Consider the following 19,071-nt stretch of genomic DNA (forward strand, 5'->3'; position numbering starts at 1 on the left):
TTTCTGCCATTGGCGGACATCAGCCTAAACTTCCCAAATCATCTACTCAGTGGGACTACCCCCTTCCCCGGCTATCTCTATCAATCGTCATACGTAATAGAGTTCGATCTTTCTTGATAAAGTGATGATACAAAGCGGCCAATACATGCCCGAGGATTAGCAGCCAAACCAGCCACTCACCCAAGACCTCCTTATGGATAAAGTCCACGGGCTCCTCAAATTGTTCAAAAGTCATACCAAGACCATTCTGTACCCATGAACCAAAGAGCCAAGTATCAGCAAACTTGGGGATTTCAAACAAGAAGAAGTAATCCGTGTTGACCCCCGTACCCAGATAGCCGGTCAATGGAGTGATGATCATTATCAGATATAAAGCATAATGGCCAATATGTGCTGCTACATGTTCCAAGCGAGAGCCGGGCTCCAGTAATGGTGCTGGATTCATCAACCTCCATAAAATACGGAGAACAACCAGTGTACCTATGGTTACTCCAATAGACAGGTGAAACTGCAAAGCGACCAAGTTCTCAGGGGTTTCCTCTTGAGTGAACCATTGTCGATAGTAAACGCTGATATAGGAGCCAAGGAATAAAAGGGCAATGGACCAGTGAAGCCACTTGGCTATTGAGCCGTAGCTATGATCGTTGTTTCTAAGGGGCATCAATCACTACCTATCACAGAGTAATTCTCACAAGATAGTAGTTCGTACTACCCAATAGCAACTGGAGAATTTAGGACAAGATATTCAAATTTTTGAATAGATAGGAGCATCCAGTTCCTTCCCCACTCCCTGTTACCGTTCGCCAGCTATATAAGCCACTCATCCTACTTTTATCACAGGAAAAAAATCCGCCCCTAGAATGCCACTCATTCAGTGAAACAGCACAGGCAAAACACTTATGCAAATTCTGCAATCTGGAATAAATAGCGTTAAATTGGGATTAAAATCTCTTATCCTCGCTACAAGCCTATCTTCCACTTACGTCATGGCTGGAGGTATCGATGGTATCTGGAAAGCAACTTTTCAGGTTGCTAACGAAGAAACGCTACCAGTAGTAATTCATATTGACCAAGAAAATGGCGATTGGACAGGCGTATTGGATAGCCCCTCCCAAGGTAAATATGGAATGGAGATGTCTACGTTAGAGATAAGATCGAATAGTATCGCATTCGAAGTGGAAGACTTACATATCAAGTATGAAGGTGCATACAATAATGACGTTGACCTGATCTTTGGTACCCTCACTCAAAGAAAATCATTGCCTCTAAACTTTAGAAGGGCAGCTGACGGTACTAGTGATACACCTAAAAACCGTCCCCAGACACCAAAACTTCCTTTTCCATACGCTGTCGAGGAGGTTAGTTTTAAAAATAAAACTGCCAATATCACCCTGTCTGGAACACTGACAAAGCCTACATCCACTGTTAAAGCAACTGCGGTTCTTATTAGCGGTTCCGGCCCCCAGGATCGGGACGAAACTCTATTCGGGCATAAACCATTTGCAGTAATCGCCGATTACTTGACACGCCAGGGTTACGCAGTCTTAAGGTATGATGACCGTGGAATTGGTGAGTCTACCGGGGATTTTTTTACGGCAACTAGCGCAGACTTCGCCAGCGATACCAGCGCTGCAGTTGACTACCTCAACAGCCGCAGCGATCTTCCCAAGGGCAAAGTCGGTTTAATTGGACATAGCGAGGGAGGCATGATAGCTCCCATTGTTGCCAGCAACCGTGAAGATATCGCATTTGCTATCTTGCTTGCCGGTCCAGGTGTTAAAATACCACAACTTCTCGTGGATCAGTGGTATAAGGATAGGAAATTTAATGGTTTAGATAAACAAAAGCTCAAAAAACTCCGCGAGTTAGACAAAGAAATTTTCAGCCTGATTAGCCAGCTAGAGGAGAAAGAGACTATCAGCGGGGAGATTCACCAACTCCTCCTCAAGAGCGCCAGACTCGAGGGAAACCAGGATGACGAACTGGAGGCAGAAGTTGAGCAATTAAAGAGGCAATACTCTACACCTTGGTTTCGGTATTTTCTCAAGTTCAACCCTGAGCCCTATTTAGAGCAAACAAAGGCCCCATTACTGGCTCTCAATGGCTCTCTGGATTTTCAAGTAAATGCGAAGATGAACTTGAACAATATGCATAGAGTTTTAAGCAGGACAGGTCACCCCGACTTTCAAACTTTCGAGCTCGAACAGATGAACCACCTGTTTCAAATAGCAAATAAAGGCTCCTCTTCTGAATATGCTGAAATAGAGGAAAGCTTCTCTCCAAAAGCCCTGAAGATAATGTCTTCATGGTTAAACGAGCGCTTTGGCCTAAATCCTTAGTAGTAAAATGCGGCTCCTGCTTAAGGAGCCGCATTGCCAATATGTAAAATTTTATGAAATTTCTCAAGTCCCCTACTCCAACAGCAAAATTTTTGACCTACCACTTTGGTGGCTGGTTAATATTCGCTTTGGTGAATACTTTTTCACTTGGATTACTTACCCAGCACAATTTTGAAAAAAATGCCATACAAGTAGCAACTGTAGTAATAAGCCTTGGCTTATCCACTTTATTCATCCGAGAAATCATATATCGTTTCGATCTTATCAATACAAGCTGGCGTAAGCAGTGGATATATTTCCTCACCACTTCAATCCCTCTTGGGTTCATATGCGCCTTTATTGCCATTGGCTTTGTATATGCATATTACATCCATGCCGGATACGCAGTTCCGCCATCTTTCTGGGGAACTGTTCTTGACAACTGGCTTTTCCTTGTCCTTCTTATGATCGCTTGGACTTTTATTTACATTACAACTGTTAATAAGGATCGATTACACAAAGCTGAGCAGGAAGCTATACAGCTTAAACTGCAGCTCAATGAAGTCAAAATGAGTGCCCTAATGGGACAGCTCAACCCCCACTTTCTTTTTAATGGCTTAAATAATATCCGCGCATTAATCCTAGAAGACGCTGCGAAATCCAGAGAGATGCTAACAAACCTATCTGGCTTGTTACGTTATACTTTAGTGGCTCATAAACAGAAAACGGTACCCTTAAGAGATGAGCTGGAAATTGTATCCCAATACGCTGAGCTCTTAAAAATACAATATGAAGATCGTCTACGCTTCAACCTGGAAGTTGATCCGGCTTTAATGGAAGAGTCAATACCACCACTTTTAATACAGTTACTTGCTGAGAATGCAGTGCGCCATGGAATTGATAAATCCAGGATGGGAGGTGAGCTATTGATTAAAATTTTCAAAGAGAAAGACCATATATCGATCACAGTAACGAATCCTGGAACTTTAGAAAACCTTAACTCTGAAGTAACAACACCCGGTGAAAGGAAAGTCCAAAATACCGGACTTGGATTGATCAATATTAAAAAACGTCTATCTCTACAATATGGAAATAGAGCCTCATTTAATCTACAACAACAAGGTTTACTAGTTGTTGCCCAATGTAGCATACCCTCTTCTGCTTTTTAACTGACGGTATAAGAAGTGAAAGCCATTATCATTGAAGACTCACGACTCGCACGTAACGAATTGAGAGAATTACTTAAGCCCTATAAAGATATTAATTTGGTTGCAGAGGCCCAAGATTGTGAGCAGGCCGCTACGCTTATTTCCAAGGAACAGCCAGATTTGATTTTTCTGGATATCAACTTACCGGATGGAAGCGGTTTTGATATCCTGGATAAACTAGACTCTATCCCTAATATCATTTTTACAACGGCCTACGACGAATATGCAATTCAGGCTTTCGAAGTAAACGCTCTGGATTACCTGCTGAAACCAATTCATCCGGAGAAGTTAGAACGCGCTATCAATAAGGCCGTAAGTGATACCTTACCAGCTGCCAGCTCCAGCCAGGAAACCTATTTAAACACTAACAATAAAATCTTTATTAAAGACGGCGAACGCTGCTGGCTTATTGAGCTTGGACGTATAAGATACTTTGAAAACTGTGGCAATCATGCACAGGTCTTCTTTGATAATGATAAGGCTTTTATCTATAAGTCACTGGTTAAAGTTGAACAGCGCCTAAACCCGGAAACCTTTTTCCGCGTAAATCGACAACAAATTATCAATCTTAACTTCATTAAGGATATTCAACCCTGGATAAGTAACGGGCTACTTGTAACCATGGTAGATGGGAAAGAAGTAGAAGTCGCCAGGCGTCCCGCTACCCGCTTAAGGGATATGTTAAGTTTTTAGTCAACTTTTAACATATCCCACTTTAGAAGCAGGTGTTTCAGGTTATGGCAATATCAAAGTTAAATTTTTACTTTACTGTGATGTTGCCGTATTCGAACTCTTAATTTGTAAAATAGCCCTATGCTCTTTCAATACTCTGTGGATAGTTAAACCGATTACCTGGATCAAGTACACTTTTTAAACGCTGTAATCGGTCATAGGAATCCCCATAGTAGGCATTTTCATAATTCTTGATATTAATATCAGGATAATTCACATAGTGCTTAGTTATACCACTTTTGTGGAGCAACTCTTGAAGGTGAGCCATACTCTCCAGTCTTTGCACTTCATCGGCAGGTTTTTCCCAGTAACACTGAGCTTCTCCCAAATAATTGGCGTCCCTATGGACATAGGCCCCCTCATTTTCTTGGTGCAAACGACTTATCTCACCCCCCAATGTATTAATTTGAAAAACCGCTCCGGGGGTTTTACCCACGAGGGTAAAAATTTCCTCTATAGACCTACTGATATCATTAAAGCCACTATAATAACCAGCACTAAAATTCTTATAATACATAGCATTGGAACGGCCATAGTAATACTGAATACCCACCTCCAGAGGATCCGGCTTTAACTGGGCATTTTCATCCATTCTTTGGTCAAATTTTGACAAGATCCTTGTCATTACTCGATCATGATCTGTCGATGTTAGCATTACTGTCAATGTATTGCGGTTCAAGACAAAGGCAGAAAAGGCGTGGTCTGGTAATAACTCACACTGGTCAAACCAAAATCTTGCCAAATCAGCTGCGGCTCTCGGCGAGAGCTTATAAGACCTAAATCGGTGCTGATAAAGTGTTGTTGGTGCGGGAACCGTATCAAAACGCATTTCCGTTATCACGCCAAAATTACCATTACCACCTCCACGACAAGCCCAAAGCAGTTCTGGAACCTCATCTGAATCTACGGCGATACCCTTGGCATCTATCAGGCGCACGCCTTTCAAGTGGTCACATGTCAGCCCAAACTCCCGCGCAAACAGCCCATAGCCCCCACCTAGCGTGATACCTGAAAGCCCTACTGTCGCACAAGAGCCCGATGGCAGCAGGCGTCCCTTTGGTAGGCAATAGCTATATAATTGAACAAGCCTAACTCCAGGACCCGCTATCAACCTATTATCCGCTCTCAGCTCCAGCCCACTCATAAGGGAAACATCAATAACCAAACCATCATTATTTAAAGAAAAACCCTCGAAACTATGGCCTCCACTTTTGATATTGATGTCCAGGCTGTGTGTATTTGCGTAATGCACCGCTTGCTGAACACCCTTCTCGTTTTTGCATAACGCAATAATTCTTGGAAGGAAATCGATTCGCTTGTTAAATAGGCGTCGATAGAGATCAAATACAGCACTATCTCGCTGGAGGAACTCTACATCATCTTTAGAGTAATCCCCATATACAGTTCCAATTGGCAGGTACCCTGCAGGAATGCCCATTCCCAAGGTTTTGACAAAGTCTCTGCGGCCTACTGTTTGCTTCATTCTATTTCCAACGACGTTCATGAGCTCTGCTACTTATGCCGTATAATACAGAGATCAACTTCAACAGGAAACTTTAGCTGTTAACATACGAAGCACCTAACCTCTTGAGCAATAGGCCGCTATACATAGAGACAATATCAACCAAAACGGTATCTCTTCCAAAGCTCTGCTCGCTCAAATAAGGCAATCAACTATATACAATACTTTTAAGAACCTACTGGTTGTTTAGGAGTGCCCTTCTAATACCTAAAAAGAAGAGAATAACCGCTACGCTTTGCACCATATGATAAATCCCATTATGGTCAAAATCCCAGATTAACGTAATATATAGTGAATCTTTTGTTTGAATATATATGGCAATTAATGAAAGCAAGCCACCCAGTGCCATATACCAACTTCCATTTAACTTATTCAGCCAGGCTAACCTGCCATATCCAAATATAATAATAAATGTAATAGAGAATTGATAAATCACGTAAGCAAGAAACCCTTCAGGCCACAATAAAGTAACAACATAGAAGGCAATCCCGATGAGCGGAATATAAGGTAAAACTTTTTGCGTCGCCTTCTCGCCTAATAGATCAAAGCAAATTGCAGTGGTAAATGCTATTAGAAATAAACCAAGAAAGAAAAATAAGACTCTCCAGAGCCTCTGACTTAGCTGCACCGACAACTCTAAACCATGAATTGTTGCGGCCAATACAGTGACAACAATTGTCAGAAAGAAAAAAAATTTCCAGGCCAGATACTTCCTACCGCCCTTTGGGCTATATCGAACCAAATAAATCAGTGCCACTAATGCGATCAGGGCCAATATAATGTCCGTTGCGGCCGACGTCAGCTCTGTTTGCAGACTACTCAGTTTCATTGCTTTTTCAGGGCCCACTGATACCCATAGTTAATGATATATTGAACGGAAGATTAGTGATCCTAAGACTCTATATCACAATTCAAGATTATAGGTTGATACTGGTATGACTTTGGCCATACTGGCATCAATTACGACAGCTATCCAGTAGCTTCTCTCGGTTTAATAGTGTCACACTCATATCCCTGATCCATGACCCATAGTTATTCTATATAATCTAACCAACCGTATATTTACCAGAATTAGGAACTACAACTCCTCCGTTAATAGAATCTCATCCAACAAGAAAACTTCCTTTACTCAAATATACAAGTTATAAGTAATACCAAATCGCGACAAAGAGGTTTAGCAGCATCATTAGAAAGTCAACAATAAAAATAAAGCGCATTACCCCTTTAACCTGCCAGGCCCCTCCACCACTACGATTTTGAAGAGCAACAGGCACGTTGTAAATAAACTGTGAGCCATGCGTGACTGCAAAAGCAAGTAACAGTACTGCCCTCTGAATATCACCTGAAAAAGTAGAGAGATTAATTAACAGCAAAATATTGAGGAAGGCCAGGGAAAAGTTGAAACCACCGAGAAACTTTCCAGATTCAGCTAAGATACCAAAGACGGGGGTATCCCTATGCTCCCTGGGCACTACCAGCTTGGCAAAGATCTTTCCTCGTAATGAAAAAACATTAAATCCCATAAGAAACCAGATGGTATTTAATACTAAAACTATTACAAATATCATGTAAATTCTCCGATAATTATTTTTATAAAGATCTGCTAAAAATTAGCTATCTACACATAGCTAAATATATTCTAATCAATTATTAAGGTTTAGCTGTTACTCAATACAGGCCAGCGATCCACTATCTCTCCCCTGTCATATACTGCAATATCACCGAACTGAAGAAATACTGATTCACTTTGAGTTGGGCGCAGGAAAACCCAGTCATCTTCCACTAAGGTCACCCTGTCAGAGGCATTTAGCATTTCCTGATTTGTAGAGCGGCCATAAATAGGGTTTATTGATAATCCAGCGGGAGACTCAGGTAGTGCTTTCCAGTAACCCCCCGAAATAAAAAAGGTCTGAGCACGATTTGGGTTCAACCAACGCATTGCACCGGTAAGGTTTTCTATTCCCGGTATCTGGGTATGAGGTAACCTTTTGAGCACTGGGCTCGCAATAAACGCTGCAGGGATATGATCCGATAGTGTGGGAATATCAAAATCCGTTGGCTTGACCAGACAAGAGCCAGCCGCAAGCTCGGTGCAGGGAGCAGTATTTCTCCTGGACTGGTACAGCTGGTAAGTCGGACTCCCCGCGCCATTTAACGTGAGTTCCGATGGAAATACAGCACCTAGCTGCCGTTTTGCTTGCTCCAATCTCTGCGAGTAGATATTGAGCCCCCGATCTATTGCCTTATCAGGGCCACCCAGTAAACCCGGCATCTTGGCAGCATGGGCGTCATAGCCCATAAACCCCGCAAGCTCCAATCCCTGCTCTCTCTGGATAATATTGAGCATTTCAGTAAGAGCTTGATCACTAGAAACCCCTCCCCTGTGCAAGCCAACGTCCAGTTCAATATTGATACGCAGTGATTGCCCAAGGCTATTGGCCAGCTCAGCATACTGCTGTAATCGGCGGGGGCTATCAATCAACCACTGCAACTGTTTACTAGGATCAAAACTGTTGCCTGTCGGTTTCGCATAAAAATCCTTGGCAGCAGCTATCGGTAAGGGTTTACCCAGCAGGATATCCGCCGATGGCTGGGCCTGAGCAAGCTGCCGTAAGAATGGCAAGTGAAATACCATGATCCGCTGTGTACCGGTTCGCCTGGTTACTGTTTCCAGTAAGCCAAGTGCGGGCAATGACTTTGCAACAATACGGAAATCATAATTCCCCTGAAGGTGGCTCGACAATGTATCGGCATTGTTCTTTAATCGATCGAGGTCAACCACCATGGTCGGACTCGACATGCCAGCTTTGTGCAGGGCTCTGGAAATTGATTCGAAATACTCACTATGCCCACCCTGCCCCAAGGCTTTTGGCCGCAACATGGGTACCGCTGCGGCAGCTCCCAGAACCACTCCCCCAAGCAACAATTTTCGGCGCTTGCTATCCAAAATATTTTCCTTTTGGCCTTTAGGGCAATCGCTACAAGATCATTTAATAAAAATAATTTATCAGCATTTTGCCCGAATAGAAGAGTTGTCAAAAAACATCAAGCAATTAGTGATTTTAAGTAGGAATTCAGGAACTTTCCGCTGGGGTCCAATTCTTGGCGAACTTTCATAAAGTCCTGCCAGCGTGGATAAAGCTTAGCGAAGTCCCCCCCCTCCAAAGTGTTTAACTTTCCCCAGTGCGGCCTGCCCCCATACTTACGCATAATTGGCTCCAGCACTTTGAACAGTGGCTGGTGATCCTCTTCAAAGTAACGGTGAACGGCTATCGAAATAGAATCCTGCTGATAGAAAGGACTCAGCCAGATATCATCCTGCTTAACGAAGCGGACCTCGATAGGAAAGAAAACATTAAGGTTGTTTTCTTCGATAGTGCTTTGAATCTCAGCAAATGCCGCTAAGCCTGCCTCCCTGGGCAGGTGGTATTCCATCTCATTAAAGCGGACATTGCGTTCGCTAGCATAGTTACGCCAGGAGGACTCCACTACTACTTCCTTTTCAATGTCTTCCATGGCGGACTGCAAGGCAAATCGGCGCAACTTGGGGGACCAGCCCAGCCAGTCTCTTACACTCTTAAGAGTCATCACTGCTTCATTGGTATCCTCACGCTCAGTGGAAAAGATATCCTCTTCTGTGAGCTGATGAGAATCAGCCATGCACATCCCGGAGAAAGGGATGTAATAGAACTCAAAGTTTCGATTAGAGTTCGCCAGCGATTCAGCTTGATCCAAAATCTCTTGCATAGGCGCCACCCAGGACTCACGGCGTAAGCGATAGCTGGGCTGATTTTGCATACGCACCTTGGTCACCAGGCCAAGGCACCCCAGGGAAACCTTGGCCGCAGAAAACACCTCCGGGTTATTCTCTGCATCGCACCAGAGGATATCACCATCGGCCATTACCATTTCCAGACCAGTAACATTACTGGACATGCAACCCAAATTCGCACCGGTGCCATGGGTGGCGGTTGCCAGGCATCCGCCAAGGGTTTGCTCATCGATATCTGGCTGGTTAATCAAGGCCTGCCCTACCTCCTCCAGAGGCTGGCCAATATCTGCTATGCGTGTGCCCGCATAGACCGTGGCTTGGGAGTTTTCGGCATTGTGGTCAGATAGTCCGCTAATACGACCGAGAGAAACTATCGTATCTTCTGTTGGCACCAGCGCAGTGAAAGAGTGACCAGCACCCACTGCACGCACAGTACCACTAGCCTCCGCCACTATTTCCTGTAATTCAGTAATATTTTTTGGTGCCAGGCGCCTATCGGGTATGCACTCCTGGGACCCCGACCAGTTTCGCCAGCGAATCTTACGGGGTTTAGCAGCATCAGCTGCCTGGACTAAAGTACGCGCTATTGATGATATTGGGGATGCTGCAAAAGCTGCAGATCCGGCAGCCAGGGTAGTGACGAAACGGCGACGTGATTGATGCATACTTCCCTACTCCGCCGTAGCCATAAAAGCGATCAACTGCTCAAACTGCTCTGGTGAGCATTCAAAGCAAAGGCCTAGCGGGGGCATCCCCTGAAAACCATTGATAGCATTATCTACCAATATATCCATTCCCTTATCCATACGTGGCTTCCAGTTATCCAAGTCGCCGGTTAAAGGCGCGGCACTAGCGCCGGTACCATGACAGCTACGACAGGTCCGAATATATATTTCTGCAAGATCAGAATCAGCTGGTGTCAGGGAAAGTGCGCGCTCACCCAGAGCTGCACGATTGGCAACTGTGCTCTCTGGTGATTTAGAGCATCCACTTGTAAGGAGGGCCAAAATTAGAAAGATGCCGACTAACCCAAGGCTTCGGCGCAGGCTTACCAATTCCATGTATGTACACCGACTACATTATTGTTAATTATCACTCAGAGATATAAATCTGAGAGGGTTTGTGTACTTAATTTTGTCACCATTGTTAAACAGACTGACCTCTAAAACAACTAGCGGAACTGGCCGGTCTGATAAGGGGGCGTTAGCCCAATTTTGTTGCGTACCAATTAAAGAAACTTTTACCGCTAGATATCATTACTCTCGCAACTTATCAAACCCCAATCGATACCTCACGTGTTTGTGCCCTTTCAAGAGGTCAGAAGTACTGGATACTTAAGTTGCCATAACCTCACGGTTTTTAGTGAAGTTCCTGAAAGCCAAGCAAAATAATTATTATTGAAATAAATTCCTGTGCAAAATTATAACCATACCAAAATTAAAATACCGGGAAAGCAACCATTCATTTATAGCCTACATAAATAAGCTTTTAACTATTTTGAATCCACTGATAGGAACCTGCCTCTAGAACCACCTACCTATACAAAAAGATAGAAACCACCTAGCAACTACCTCAAAATTGACCTTTTGGTCAAGCTAGGCTTTGAACGCAAACAGCAATATGTGGCAAGACTACACTCTGCTGACTACACATCCATAGTTATCCCAAACACCTTGTTTGTCACAACAAACGAAAACGATAAGAAGGCGCTTAAGATTTTAGTTGACATATATCAACCTTATGGTTTTAATGGGGCTCTACAGTACAGAAGACAGCCATGAAAATCTTGGGGTCCATCGATATAGAACGCACTAACAAAGCGAATTCAAAAAGTCTTCGCCAAGGTTTTTGGCCATGGCAAAAAATTACTGAGCATTATTTATGTTCTCTTATTGTGAGCGGCGAAAGCCAAATCAGCCAGCCAAGTATCCGTCATTTTTTAGATACGCTATTTGTACAGTAAGAACACGTGGCCCGCACCAACACTGCACAAGAAACATGAAGGAACTCAATATTTATACTTAAGGAAAATAACAGACATAGCAGACCAAGCCGTTTTTCGTTTACATACTATAAAGGAAGCACCGTGATACGCTTTGCACAAATAATTTCTACAATTTTTGTTTTTATCTTCACCTCTGCAGCTATAGCCTGTATATTTTTTCCCAGCTCAATTAGCGAAGCCAGTGGGTTTAATGCCGTCTCAGACTATGGCCTGACTAATGTGCGCACACTCGGTGCTCCTCTACTTATATTAGCTGTGGTTACGGCAATAGGAACTTTCCGCCGGGATTGGATAATTCTTGTACCAGCCTCACTTTATTTCCTCTTTAATGGGCTAACTCGTGTTCTCTCTCTTTTCCAGGAGCAATACGATCCTATTATGATACGAGGGCTGATACTGACCTTTGTATTATTTTCTCTCTCTCAGGTTGTTATTCATACTTTCCGAAAATCAAAAACTAACTTAAAGCAAACCAACCAATTAGTCTCAGCATAAAGGGACGGGAACACAGAGTCCTTCAGGGGTTTTCAATGGGAGGATTTGGGGCAACGAAAATTGGTTTCAAATTTCCTGAGTATTTCTCTAAGATAGTCTCCTGGGATGGCGCCATCCACAGCCGGAGTACCCTTAAGAGCACCCGCCCCAGCATCGTCGAGCAAATGTTTGTCTCTGAAACTGACTTCAACAGCCACTCCCCTGGTTCCAGGTAAGCCAGTGGTCTAAAAAACGCGAAGAAATGCCTATGGATTTAGTATTCTTTACAGGTACCATGGATGCACCTGCAAATTACACCACTAGCTTTCTGCGAGAATTGCAAAGCCTGGATATCCCTTTTCAGCACATTGAAACCAGTTGTCCCCACAGCCCTTTTAGCTTTTTTAGTGAAGACCGCATAAAAATAGCGTATGCAAGCAAGTAATCATGAGATACGAATATACCATCTCAATAAAAAGCTATGTGCACAAACTAAAATCGATGCAGTTATTCCGGCGGTAGATAAACATTCACAGTTTGAGCAATCGATTTTGATTGCTCCTCCCCAAACAAGCAGGTGACTAGTTGAAAAGCAAACTCTATCGCAGTACCTGGAGATTGACTAGTGATTAGATTTCGATCAACCACCACTCGTTGGTCGCTAGTCTCCCTCACATATTGACTGAGTTCACGACGGAAAGTCCTATAACAAGTTGCTTTGAAATCAGTTATTAGGCCATGTCTACCAAGTACGATTACAGGAGCGGTACAGATTGCTCCTAACCAGCGCCCAGACTCAATTTGCTTTTGGATTAGCCTCATTAGAGGCTCCGAGTCATGCATATGCTCCGCCCCCTCCTTGCCTCCCGGTAGCGCAATTAAATCCCAAGTAGTATCCAGGCATTCCTCTAGGCTGCTGGGTGCCTCAATGACAAGGTCACGCAGGGTGGTTACACGCCTACTCGGCATAATTGATGCCAAAGTCAGTTTCGCGTCAGTTCGGCTCAAAATGTCGTAGATGGCAATAGCCTCGATATCTTCGTTACCATCAGCGATTGGAATCAGTATTTTTGACACAGTTACAGCTCCCATAAATACAGGGCTTAAGTATTTATAGACCTAACGTTTACAATCCACACACTTGAACCAACTCTTGACCATAAGGCTACTCCCGGTTCTCCAGATGTACGCAGTGGCCTACTCTACCGATGGGAAATTGTGCCCTGGTGACACTACTGGCTTAATGCCGCTCTGGATTCCTGTTAAGCATGCATAGTTCAGGCATAATCAAGATTTTTGATCTTTGACAGGAATGCTGATGGCTGAAAGTATCACACGCCCCCAGGGCCCATACCTCTCCGAACTGGTTCAGGGCTATTGGAGATTGGCTGACTGGGAAATGAAACCCCAGCAACGCCTTAGCTTCCTTGAACAACACGTAGACTTGGGAATTACTACCATAGATCACGCCAACATCTATGGTGACTATGAATGTGAGCAACTCTTTGGCGAAACATTAAAACTGCAGCCGGGTATGCGAGGGCAGATTCAAATAGTGACCAAGTGCAATATCAAGTTGTGCTCAGCCAAATTCCCCCTTCGAAAGGTTAACCACTACGATACCAGCTCTACACACATAATAGAGTCCGTTGATAACTCCCTTTCCCTACTGGGGACAGACTACCTTGATGTTCTTCTGCTCCACCGACCGGATGTCTTGATGAAAGCTGAAGAAGTTGCAGAAACTTTTACCAAGCTCCGAAAAGCTGGCAAGGTCCTGCATTTCGGAGTATCCAACTTTTCACCGAGCCAGTTTGCCTTGCTGCAGTCACGGCTGGAAGTGCCATTAGTAACCAATCAGGTTGAAATAAATCCGCTTAACTTTTCCGTGGCCCATGATGGCACCCTGGATCAATTGCAAATGCATCGGATACGCCCTATGGCTTGGTCCTGTCTCGCAGGGGGACGATTACTCAGTGGAGGCGATATACAGGCTCAAAGAGTGCTTAGTGAACTTGAATTACTCAAGGAAGAAATTGGTGCCAAAAGTCTCGACCAGGTGATTTACGCCTGGGTTAGACAACTGCCAGCCAATCCATTGGTTATTATCGGCTCAGGAAAAATAGCTCGCTTGAAAGCTGCTGTGGATTCACTAAAACTCGAATTATCCCGGGAACAGTGGTATCGGATATGGGTTGCATCCAAGGGACATAATGTCCCCTAGTTAAAAAGGGGCGCCTAACTATCCCCTTCTCCTGCAGCACGAGACTTACGCCACTCTGAGTGTGCGGCAAGTATTGCGATGAGAATGAAAATGTTGATCGCGATCATCACCCATGGCCGGACTGCCAACGGAAACCAACTTGCGACAAATGGTATTAGGGGTATCGAAAAACCTATGGTGGCAAGCAGGGCAAAGCAATAAAAGACAAGGAAACCCCACCCCTTGTATGCCAGTAGGCCCACAGCGCTAAAGATAGCGAGTGCCAGCAGCAGTAACCCCAAACTGGCCACGCCGGGTGATGTTCCGAACATACTGATGCTTATGAAAAAAGACTTCCAGTGCACGATCGAAGTTAAAATAACAAGTACCCCGACTATTCGGGCCAGGTTTCTCGCCTGAGTTTTCATAATCACTTTAACTCCACCTTGTTGTGCTTGGCCAGCTCCCCAGCTGACAATTGCAGGGGAGCTGTATTACTAGATTATTAGCATAATCAAACAGGAACAATCAGTTCACGATCAAAACTAAGGCAATGGGAAGTGCTGATAGCCAAGCTTTACAACATTTCAAGCATTAATTGTCTGCGATGTTAATACCTCTCTCACCAAGGGCTTTATTCAACACTGCGGCCAAACGCACTCCACCTTGTTGCAAGCGCATTTCCACAGATTCCTGGCAACGCAGGAAGTACTTTTCTCCTAATTCGTATTCACTCGTATAAGCGAGTTTGTGGGCTAACTGGTGGGATTCCCGAGCCCACTGGGCCTCTGTTGTGGATTGCCACAAGTGGCGCTGGGCTGCGCTTATCTTTTCTGTTTGCTCTTTTGCATAACTGTGCCAATCGGAAACTATCCTGGATACTAAATGTATGTCCCATAGGGCATGTAAATTAGTGTCAATACCTAAAAACCGGACTTGGACATCATTGCCACCTTTATCTGAATACAGGCCTGTATGGAGTGGCTGATGCAGATCGCCGACAAAGTGAGCGATAAACATTAAGGCTTCTGCACGCTCCTCTGGTTTTCGGTTTCGATCACCCAAAATCTGCGAGAACTGCTTGATTGCCTTGAGGATGCAGCCCGCAGGCGGGCAATCCCTGGCCTCAACATAACTGGTCCACTCTTTGGACAAATTAATGTAGTGCATTGGAGCGGCCCAGTCGTATTGTTCATTAGAGCGGATACGATCCGCCCAAGTTGCTGACTCAGCCAAGTCCGGCTCATTTGCTCTTTGCAAAAGCAGCTGAACTTCACCAGCCACCTGTGGCTCCAGGTAGTGCCAGGCAATCTCACCCACTACCCGATGCCCATCATCCCCCCAGGCAACAGCCTTATTATTCAGCCCGAGAGTACTGAGCAGGAGTAGCGCTACTCGAAAGACATTAACCAGCCCGTTCATTGATTTTTCCATTGCAGTATTTTGTCGCCAACTTTAATGAGAGTTTGTGACAACTTGGCATCTATAGCCAACCTCTTCCGTAATCGTTACAGAACTGCAACAAATCGTTAACCAGTCCTTAAATATCACCCGCTAAAAAGCTCACTGGCCGGGACCTGGGGAAAGTGTCTCGGGAGCCGATTACAACCAGTACTCTCAAAGCCACTTTGTTGGCTCTTTTTTAAGACCAGGACTTAGTTATGAAACCTTCCATTTTCCGGCGCATGTGCCTATCCGCTGCAATTATCTCCGCGATTGGCACTTCACATGTTTCCCATGCACAGGAAACAGCCGCAGCTATTCGCGGCTCTATTACTGGCAGCGGTGGCGAAGTAATAAGCGATGCGAAAGTAACGGTGATTCATACTCCGTCTAACAGCCGTCGTGTAGCGCAAGTGGGGGAGTCCGGTCAGTTTAATTTGAGTGGTCTGCGTGTTGGCGGCCCTTACACGGTGACCGTTGAATCCGGCCAAGGCAAACGGGTACTCGAGAACATTTACTTATCGGTAGGCGATACCCTGCCGCTAATGCTAACCCTGGGTTCATCCAATCTTGAGGAGGTGAGCGTGCTTGGCCAAGCTTTGAGCAGTTCACGGCTTGCAGTAGGTCCCTCTTCCCACTTCAACAGCGACGACCTGAAAAGTGCGCCTGCTGGCGGTCGTGACATCAAGGACCTGCTGCGCCTAGACCCTCGTGTTTATATAGACGAGGCCAACGCAGATTCAGTCCAATGCGCCGGCGCCAACCCACGCTTCAACAGCCTGACTGTTGACGGCGTGCGTATGAATGACAATTTCGGCTTGAACAGTAATGGCTACCCAACCGAGCGCATGCCCTTCTCCTATGACGCTATCGACCAGGTGGCCGTAGAGCTCGCACCGTTTGATGTACAGTACGGAGGCTTCAGCGCTTGTAACATTAATGCTGTGACCAAGTCTGGCACTAATGAATGGCACGGTTCCTTTTTCTATGACTACACCGATGATGGCTTTCGTGGGGACTCCCTGGAAGGTGAGGACATTAACGTAGCCGAGTTTGATGAGAAGCGTTACAACGCTACTCTAGGTGGCGCCATTATTGAGGACAAACTGTTCTTCTTTGCTGCTTATGAGAAGCTTGAAGGCGTAGCTACTTTTGACCGGGGGCCCGCTGGAAGCAGTGCCGCAACTGAAGTCCAGGGCGTATCCCAAGCCCAACTGGATGAAATTGTGCGTATATCCAACGAAGTCTACGGCTACAACCCAGGTGGTCTGCCCAGCAACCTTCCAGAGGAGGACGAGAAGCTGCTGGTTAAGTTCGACTGGAACATCTCTGAAAACCATCGCGCAGCATTTACTTACAACTACAACGATGGCTTTTCTATCGCTGAGGCCGATGGAGATCCAGATGAGCTGGAGCTGTCCAATCACTACTATGAGCGCGGCGCAGAGCTGAACGCCTATGTAGTACAGCTCTTCTCAGACTGGAGCGATATCTTCTCTACTGAAATGAAGATTGGTTATTCCGAACTGGATAACCGCCAAAATTCCCTGGGAGGTACCGATTTTGGTGAAGTACAGATCAGCACCTCCTATGACCATGACAACGATGGCAGTGATACAGATGCAACCGTTTATCTGGGTGCTGATGATTCCCGCCACGCAAATAAACTGAGCTATGACAACTTGACCTTTAAGCTCGCCGGCAAGCTCCTTTTAGGTGAACACAACCTTACAGCTGGCTACGAGCACGAAAACTTCGATATTTACAACCTGTTCATCCAGGAGGCCGCTGGTGAATATCGCTTCAGTAGCATTGAAAATTTTGAGCAGGGCGTTGCCGACTTGATCATCTACGAGAATGCCACGGGTACCAATAATATCTTGGATGCCGCAGCTGAATTTGCTTACAGCATCGACACTCTCTATGTGCAGGATGAATACACTTTTGCTGACGCTGACCTCACAGTTGTAGCCGGCCTGCGCTACGATCGCTACAGTAGTGACGACAGACCTGTCGCTAATACAGATTTCGCAGCAGCCTATGGCTTTTCCAACCAACACACCATGGACGGCCTCGACCTTCTGCAACCCCGACTGGGCTTGAGCTGGAATGTTGATGATAACCTGGAGCTACATGGTGGAATTGGCCTTTACTCTGGCGGCAATCCGAATGTATGGATTTCCAATAATTACTCCAACAATGGCGTTATACAAATTGAAGCGAGTGATGGCAGCGGCACGCCATTATTTGATATGGACTGGGCTGGCAACGGCGCCCCAATTTTTGATGTACCACAGTCCCTATATGATCAGGTAGCCAGTGGAGATGGCACTTTAGGTGGTGTGAATATGATGGATCCGGATTTTGAAGTTCCATCGGTTTGGAAATATGCAATTGGCGGTAGCTATGAGTTTGAATCTGGCTATTTGCTCTCTGCCGATTACCTCTATAGTGATTATAAGGATGCAGCCATTATTCGGGACCTGTCACTGGAGCAGGTGAGTAGTACCGTCGATGGCCGTGCGGTTTACGCTAACACCAATGGTCGCAGGGGCGACTATATGCTCACCAATGTTGACGGCGATTCTGGCTACTCCAGCGTCTTCTCATTAGGACTCAGTAAATCTTTCGATTTCGGCCTGAATGTAGCAGTGGGTTACGCCTATACCGATGCTGAAGACGTAAACCCCATGACCAGCTCTGTAGCCTACTCAAACTACACCACCATCGCCACGGTAGATGCCCAGGACCCGGGTACGGCTACTTCAAACTATGTAGTTCCGCACCGATTCACTTTGAAGCTGGATTACGCCCAGGAGTTTTTCTCTGGGTATGAGACTCGCTTTACCCTCTTCGGTAGCGCTAACGAAGGTGTGCCCTATTCCTATACTTTCTCTGACCGTATCTTCGGTGATGGCGGCAGGGGCCGTGGGCTACTCTACGTTCCAACAGGCATGGGCGATGCGAATGTTGTCTTTGGGGATGACTTCGATACAGAGGCATTCTTCGCCTGGGTCGACTCTGAAGACCTGGACAGCGGTACTATGGAGCGCAACTCCCTCAGCAGCGATTGGTGGACTAAGTTCGATCTGCGTATTGACCAGGAGTTGCCTGGCTGGCGCGCTGACAACCGACTCAATGCTTTCTTTGTTATCGAGAACCTGGGCAACTTACTGAACGATGATTGGGGAGTAATGTACGAGGGTGCCTTCCCCCGCTTCCAAGCTGCCGTTGATGCCAGCATAGATGATCAGGGGCGTTTTGTTTTCAATGAATTCAATGATCCTGCTGGCCAAACCCGAGTCGCCGACGCCTCGCTGTGGAGTGCACGCATGGGAATTCGCTACGAATTCTAATCATAAAAAAGCCGCGGCAGTTGCCGCGGCTTTTTTAC

The 19,071-nt window shown here is 45.5% G+C and carries 17 protein-coding genes; 7 read left to right on the forward strand and 10 right to left on the reverse strand.

Annotated features, from left to right (window positions below; all coding sequences use genetic code 11):
• Window positions 1-55 precede the first annotated feature (55 nt).
• Complete coding sequence (locus ACJJJB_RS08780; protein WP_445366082.1) at window positions 56-661, reverse strand: cytochrome b; 606 nt, start codon at window positions 659-661, stop codon at window positions 56-58.
• 238 nt (window positions 662-899) lie between these two features.
• On the opposite strand from ACJJJB_RS08780, the gene ACJJJB_RS08785 reads away from it, so the two are divergent.
• From ACJJJB_RS08785 to ACJJJB_RS08795, 3 genes are read left to right on the forward strand one after another with little or no spacing between them, the layout of a single operon-like run.
• Window positions 900-2,339 carry an alpha/beta hydrolase family protein gene (locus tag ACJJJB_RS08785; RefSeq protein ID WP_353376231.1) on the forward strand — a complete coding sequence of 480 codons (1,440 nt, stop codon included), beginning with the start codon at window positions 900-902 and terminating at the stop codon, window positions 2,337-2,339.
• Between the two features lie 53 nt (window positions 2,340-2,392).
• Window positions 2,393-3,487, forward strand: coding sequence for a sensor histidine kinase (locus ACJJJB_RS08790; protein ID WP_353376232.1), 1,095 nt, complete (start codon window positions 2,393-2,395; stop codon window positions 3,485-3,487).
• 15 nt (window positions 3,488-3,502) lie between these two features.
• Window positions 3,503-4,219, forward strand: a complete 717-nt coding sequence (locus tag ACJJJB_RS08795) for a LytR/AlgR family response regulator transcription factor (RefSeq protein WP_353376233.1) — start codon at window positions 3,503-3,505, stop codon at window positions 4,217-4,219.
• A gap of 118 nt (window positions 4,220-4,337) precedes the next feature.
• Here the strand turns inward: ACJJJB_RS08795 and ACJJJB_RS08800 are convergent, their stop codons facing one another.
• The 6 genes from ACJJJB_RS08800 to ACJJJB_RS08825 all read right to left on the reverse strand — a co-directional run bounded on the left by ACJJJB_RS08800 (window position 4,338) and on the right by ACJJJB_RS08825 (window position 10,613).
• The gene (locus ACJJJB_RS08800; RefSeq protein WP_353376234.1) at window positions 4,338-5,741 is read right to left on the reverse strand and encodes an FAD-binding oxidoreductase; all 1,404 of its coding nucleotides are present in this window, start codon (window positions 5,739-5,741) and stop codon (window positions 4,338-4,340) included.
• Between the two features lie 214 nt (window positions 5,742-5,955).
• Complete coding sequence (locus ACJJJB_RS08805; RefSeq protein ID WP_353376235.1) at window positions 5,956-6,609, reverse strand: DUF6962 family protein; 654 nt, start codon at window positions 6,607-6,609, stop codon at window positions 5,956-5,958.
• A gap of 313 nt (window positions 6,610-6,922) precedes the next feature.
• Window positions 6,923-7,348 carry a hypothetical protein gene (locus ACJJJB_RS08810; protein WP_282953417.1) on the reverse strand — a complete coding sequence of 142 codons (426 nt, stop codon included), beginning with the start codon at window positions 7,346-7,348 and terminating at the stop codon, window positions 6,923-6,925.
• An 89-nt stretch (window positions 7,349-7,437) separates the two neighbouring features.
• Entirely contained in the window at window positions 7,438-8,727 is a 1,290-nt protein-coding gene (locus tag ACJJJB_RS08815) for a DSD1 family PLP-dependent enzyme (protein ID WP_353376236.1), read from the reverse strand.
• Window positions 8,728-8,825: 98 nt separating this feature from the next.
• Window positions 8,826-10,217, reverse strand: coding sequence for an FAD-linked oxidoreductase, L-gulonolactone oxidase family (locus tag ACJJJB_RS08820; protein ID WP_353376237.1), 1,392 nt, complete (start codon window positions 10,215-10,217; stop codon window positions 8,826-8,828).
• Between the two features lie 6 nt (window positions 10,218-10,223).
• A complete protein-coding gene (locus ACJJJB_RS08825) occupies window positions 10,224-10,613 on the reverse strand; it encodes a c-type cytochrome (RefSeq protein WP_282953413.1) in 390 nt (129 codons plus the stop codon).
• A gap of 716 nt (window positions 10,614-11,329) precedes the next feature.
• Between ACJJJB_RS08825 and ACJJJB_RS08830 the strand changes: the two genes are divergently transcribed.
• Window positions 11,330-11,515 (forward strand): hypothetical protein, encoded by a 186-nt coding sequence (locus ACJJJB_RS08830; protein ID WP_282953412.1) that lies wholly within the window; start codon window positions 11,330-11,332, stop codon window positions 11,513-11,515.
• 123 nt (window positions 11,516-11,638) lie between these two features.
• Window positions 11,639-12,052 carry a hypothetical protein gene (locus ACJJJB_RS08835; RefSeq protein ID WP_445366083.1) on the forward strand — a complete coding sequence of 138 codons (414 nt, stop codon included), beginning with the start codon at window positions 11,639-11,641 and terminating at the stop codon, window positions 12,050-12,052.
• A 486-nt stretch (window positions 12,053-12,538) separates the two neighbouring features.
• Here the strand turns inward: ACJJJB_RS08835 and ACJJJB_RS08840 are convergent, their stop codons facing one another.
• Entirely contained in the window at window positions 12,539-13,108 is a 570-nt protein-coding gene (locus tag ACJJJB_RS08840; protein WP_353376239.1) for a DJ-1 family glyoxalase III, read from the reverse strand.
• A gap of 241 nt (window positions 13,109-13,349) precedes the next feature.
• On the opposite strand from ACJJJB_RS08840, the gene ACJJJB_RS08845 reads away from it, so the two are divergent.
• On the forward strand, window positions 13,350-14,255 hold the full coding sequence (locus tag ACJJJB_RS08845; RefSeq protein ID WP_444901532.1) for an aldo/keto reductase: 906 nt from the start codon (window positions 13,350-13,352) through the stop codon (window positions 14,253-14,255).
• A 14-nt stretch (window positions 14,256-14,269) separates the two neighbouring features.
• Here ACJJJB_RS08845 and ACJJJB_RS08850 read toward each other — a convergent pair whose 3' ends face one another.
• Both ACJJJB_RS08850 and ACJJJB_RS08855 read right to left on the reverse strand, forming a co-directional pair.
• Complete coding sequence (locus ACJJJB_RS08850) at window positions 14,270-14,668, reverse strand: hypothetical protein (protein ID WP_282953408.1); 399 nt, start codon at window positions 14,666-14,668, stop codon at window positions 14,270-14,272.
• A gap of 160 nt (window positions 14,669-14,828) precedes the next feature.
• A complete protein-coding gene (locus ACJJJB_RS08855) occupies window positions 14,829-15,656 on the reverse strand; it encodes a S1/P1 nuclease (RefSeq protein ID WP_444901531.1) in 828 nt (275 codons plus the stop codon).
• A 239-nt stretch (window positions 15,657-15,895) separates the two neighbouring features.
• On the opposite strand from ACJJJB_RS08855, the gene ACJJJB_RS08860 reads away from it, so the two are divergent.
• Window positions 15,896-19,033 carry a TonB-dependent receptor gene (locus ACJJJB_RS08860; RefSeq protein WP_445366084.1) on the forward strand — a complete coding sequence of 1,046 codons (3,138 nt, stop codon included), beginning with the start codon at window positions 15,896-15,898 and terminating at the stop codon, window positions 19,031-19,033.
• The last annotated feature ends 38 nt before the right edge of the window (window positions 19,034-19,071 follow it).

It is taken from the genome of Microbulbifer variabilis (assembly GCF_052468405.1).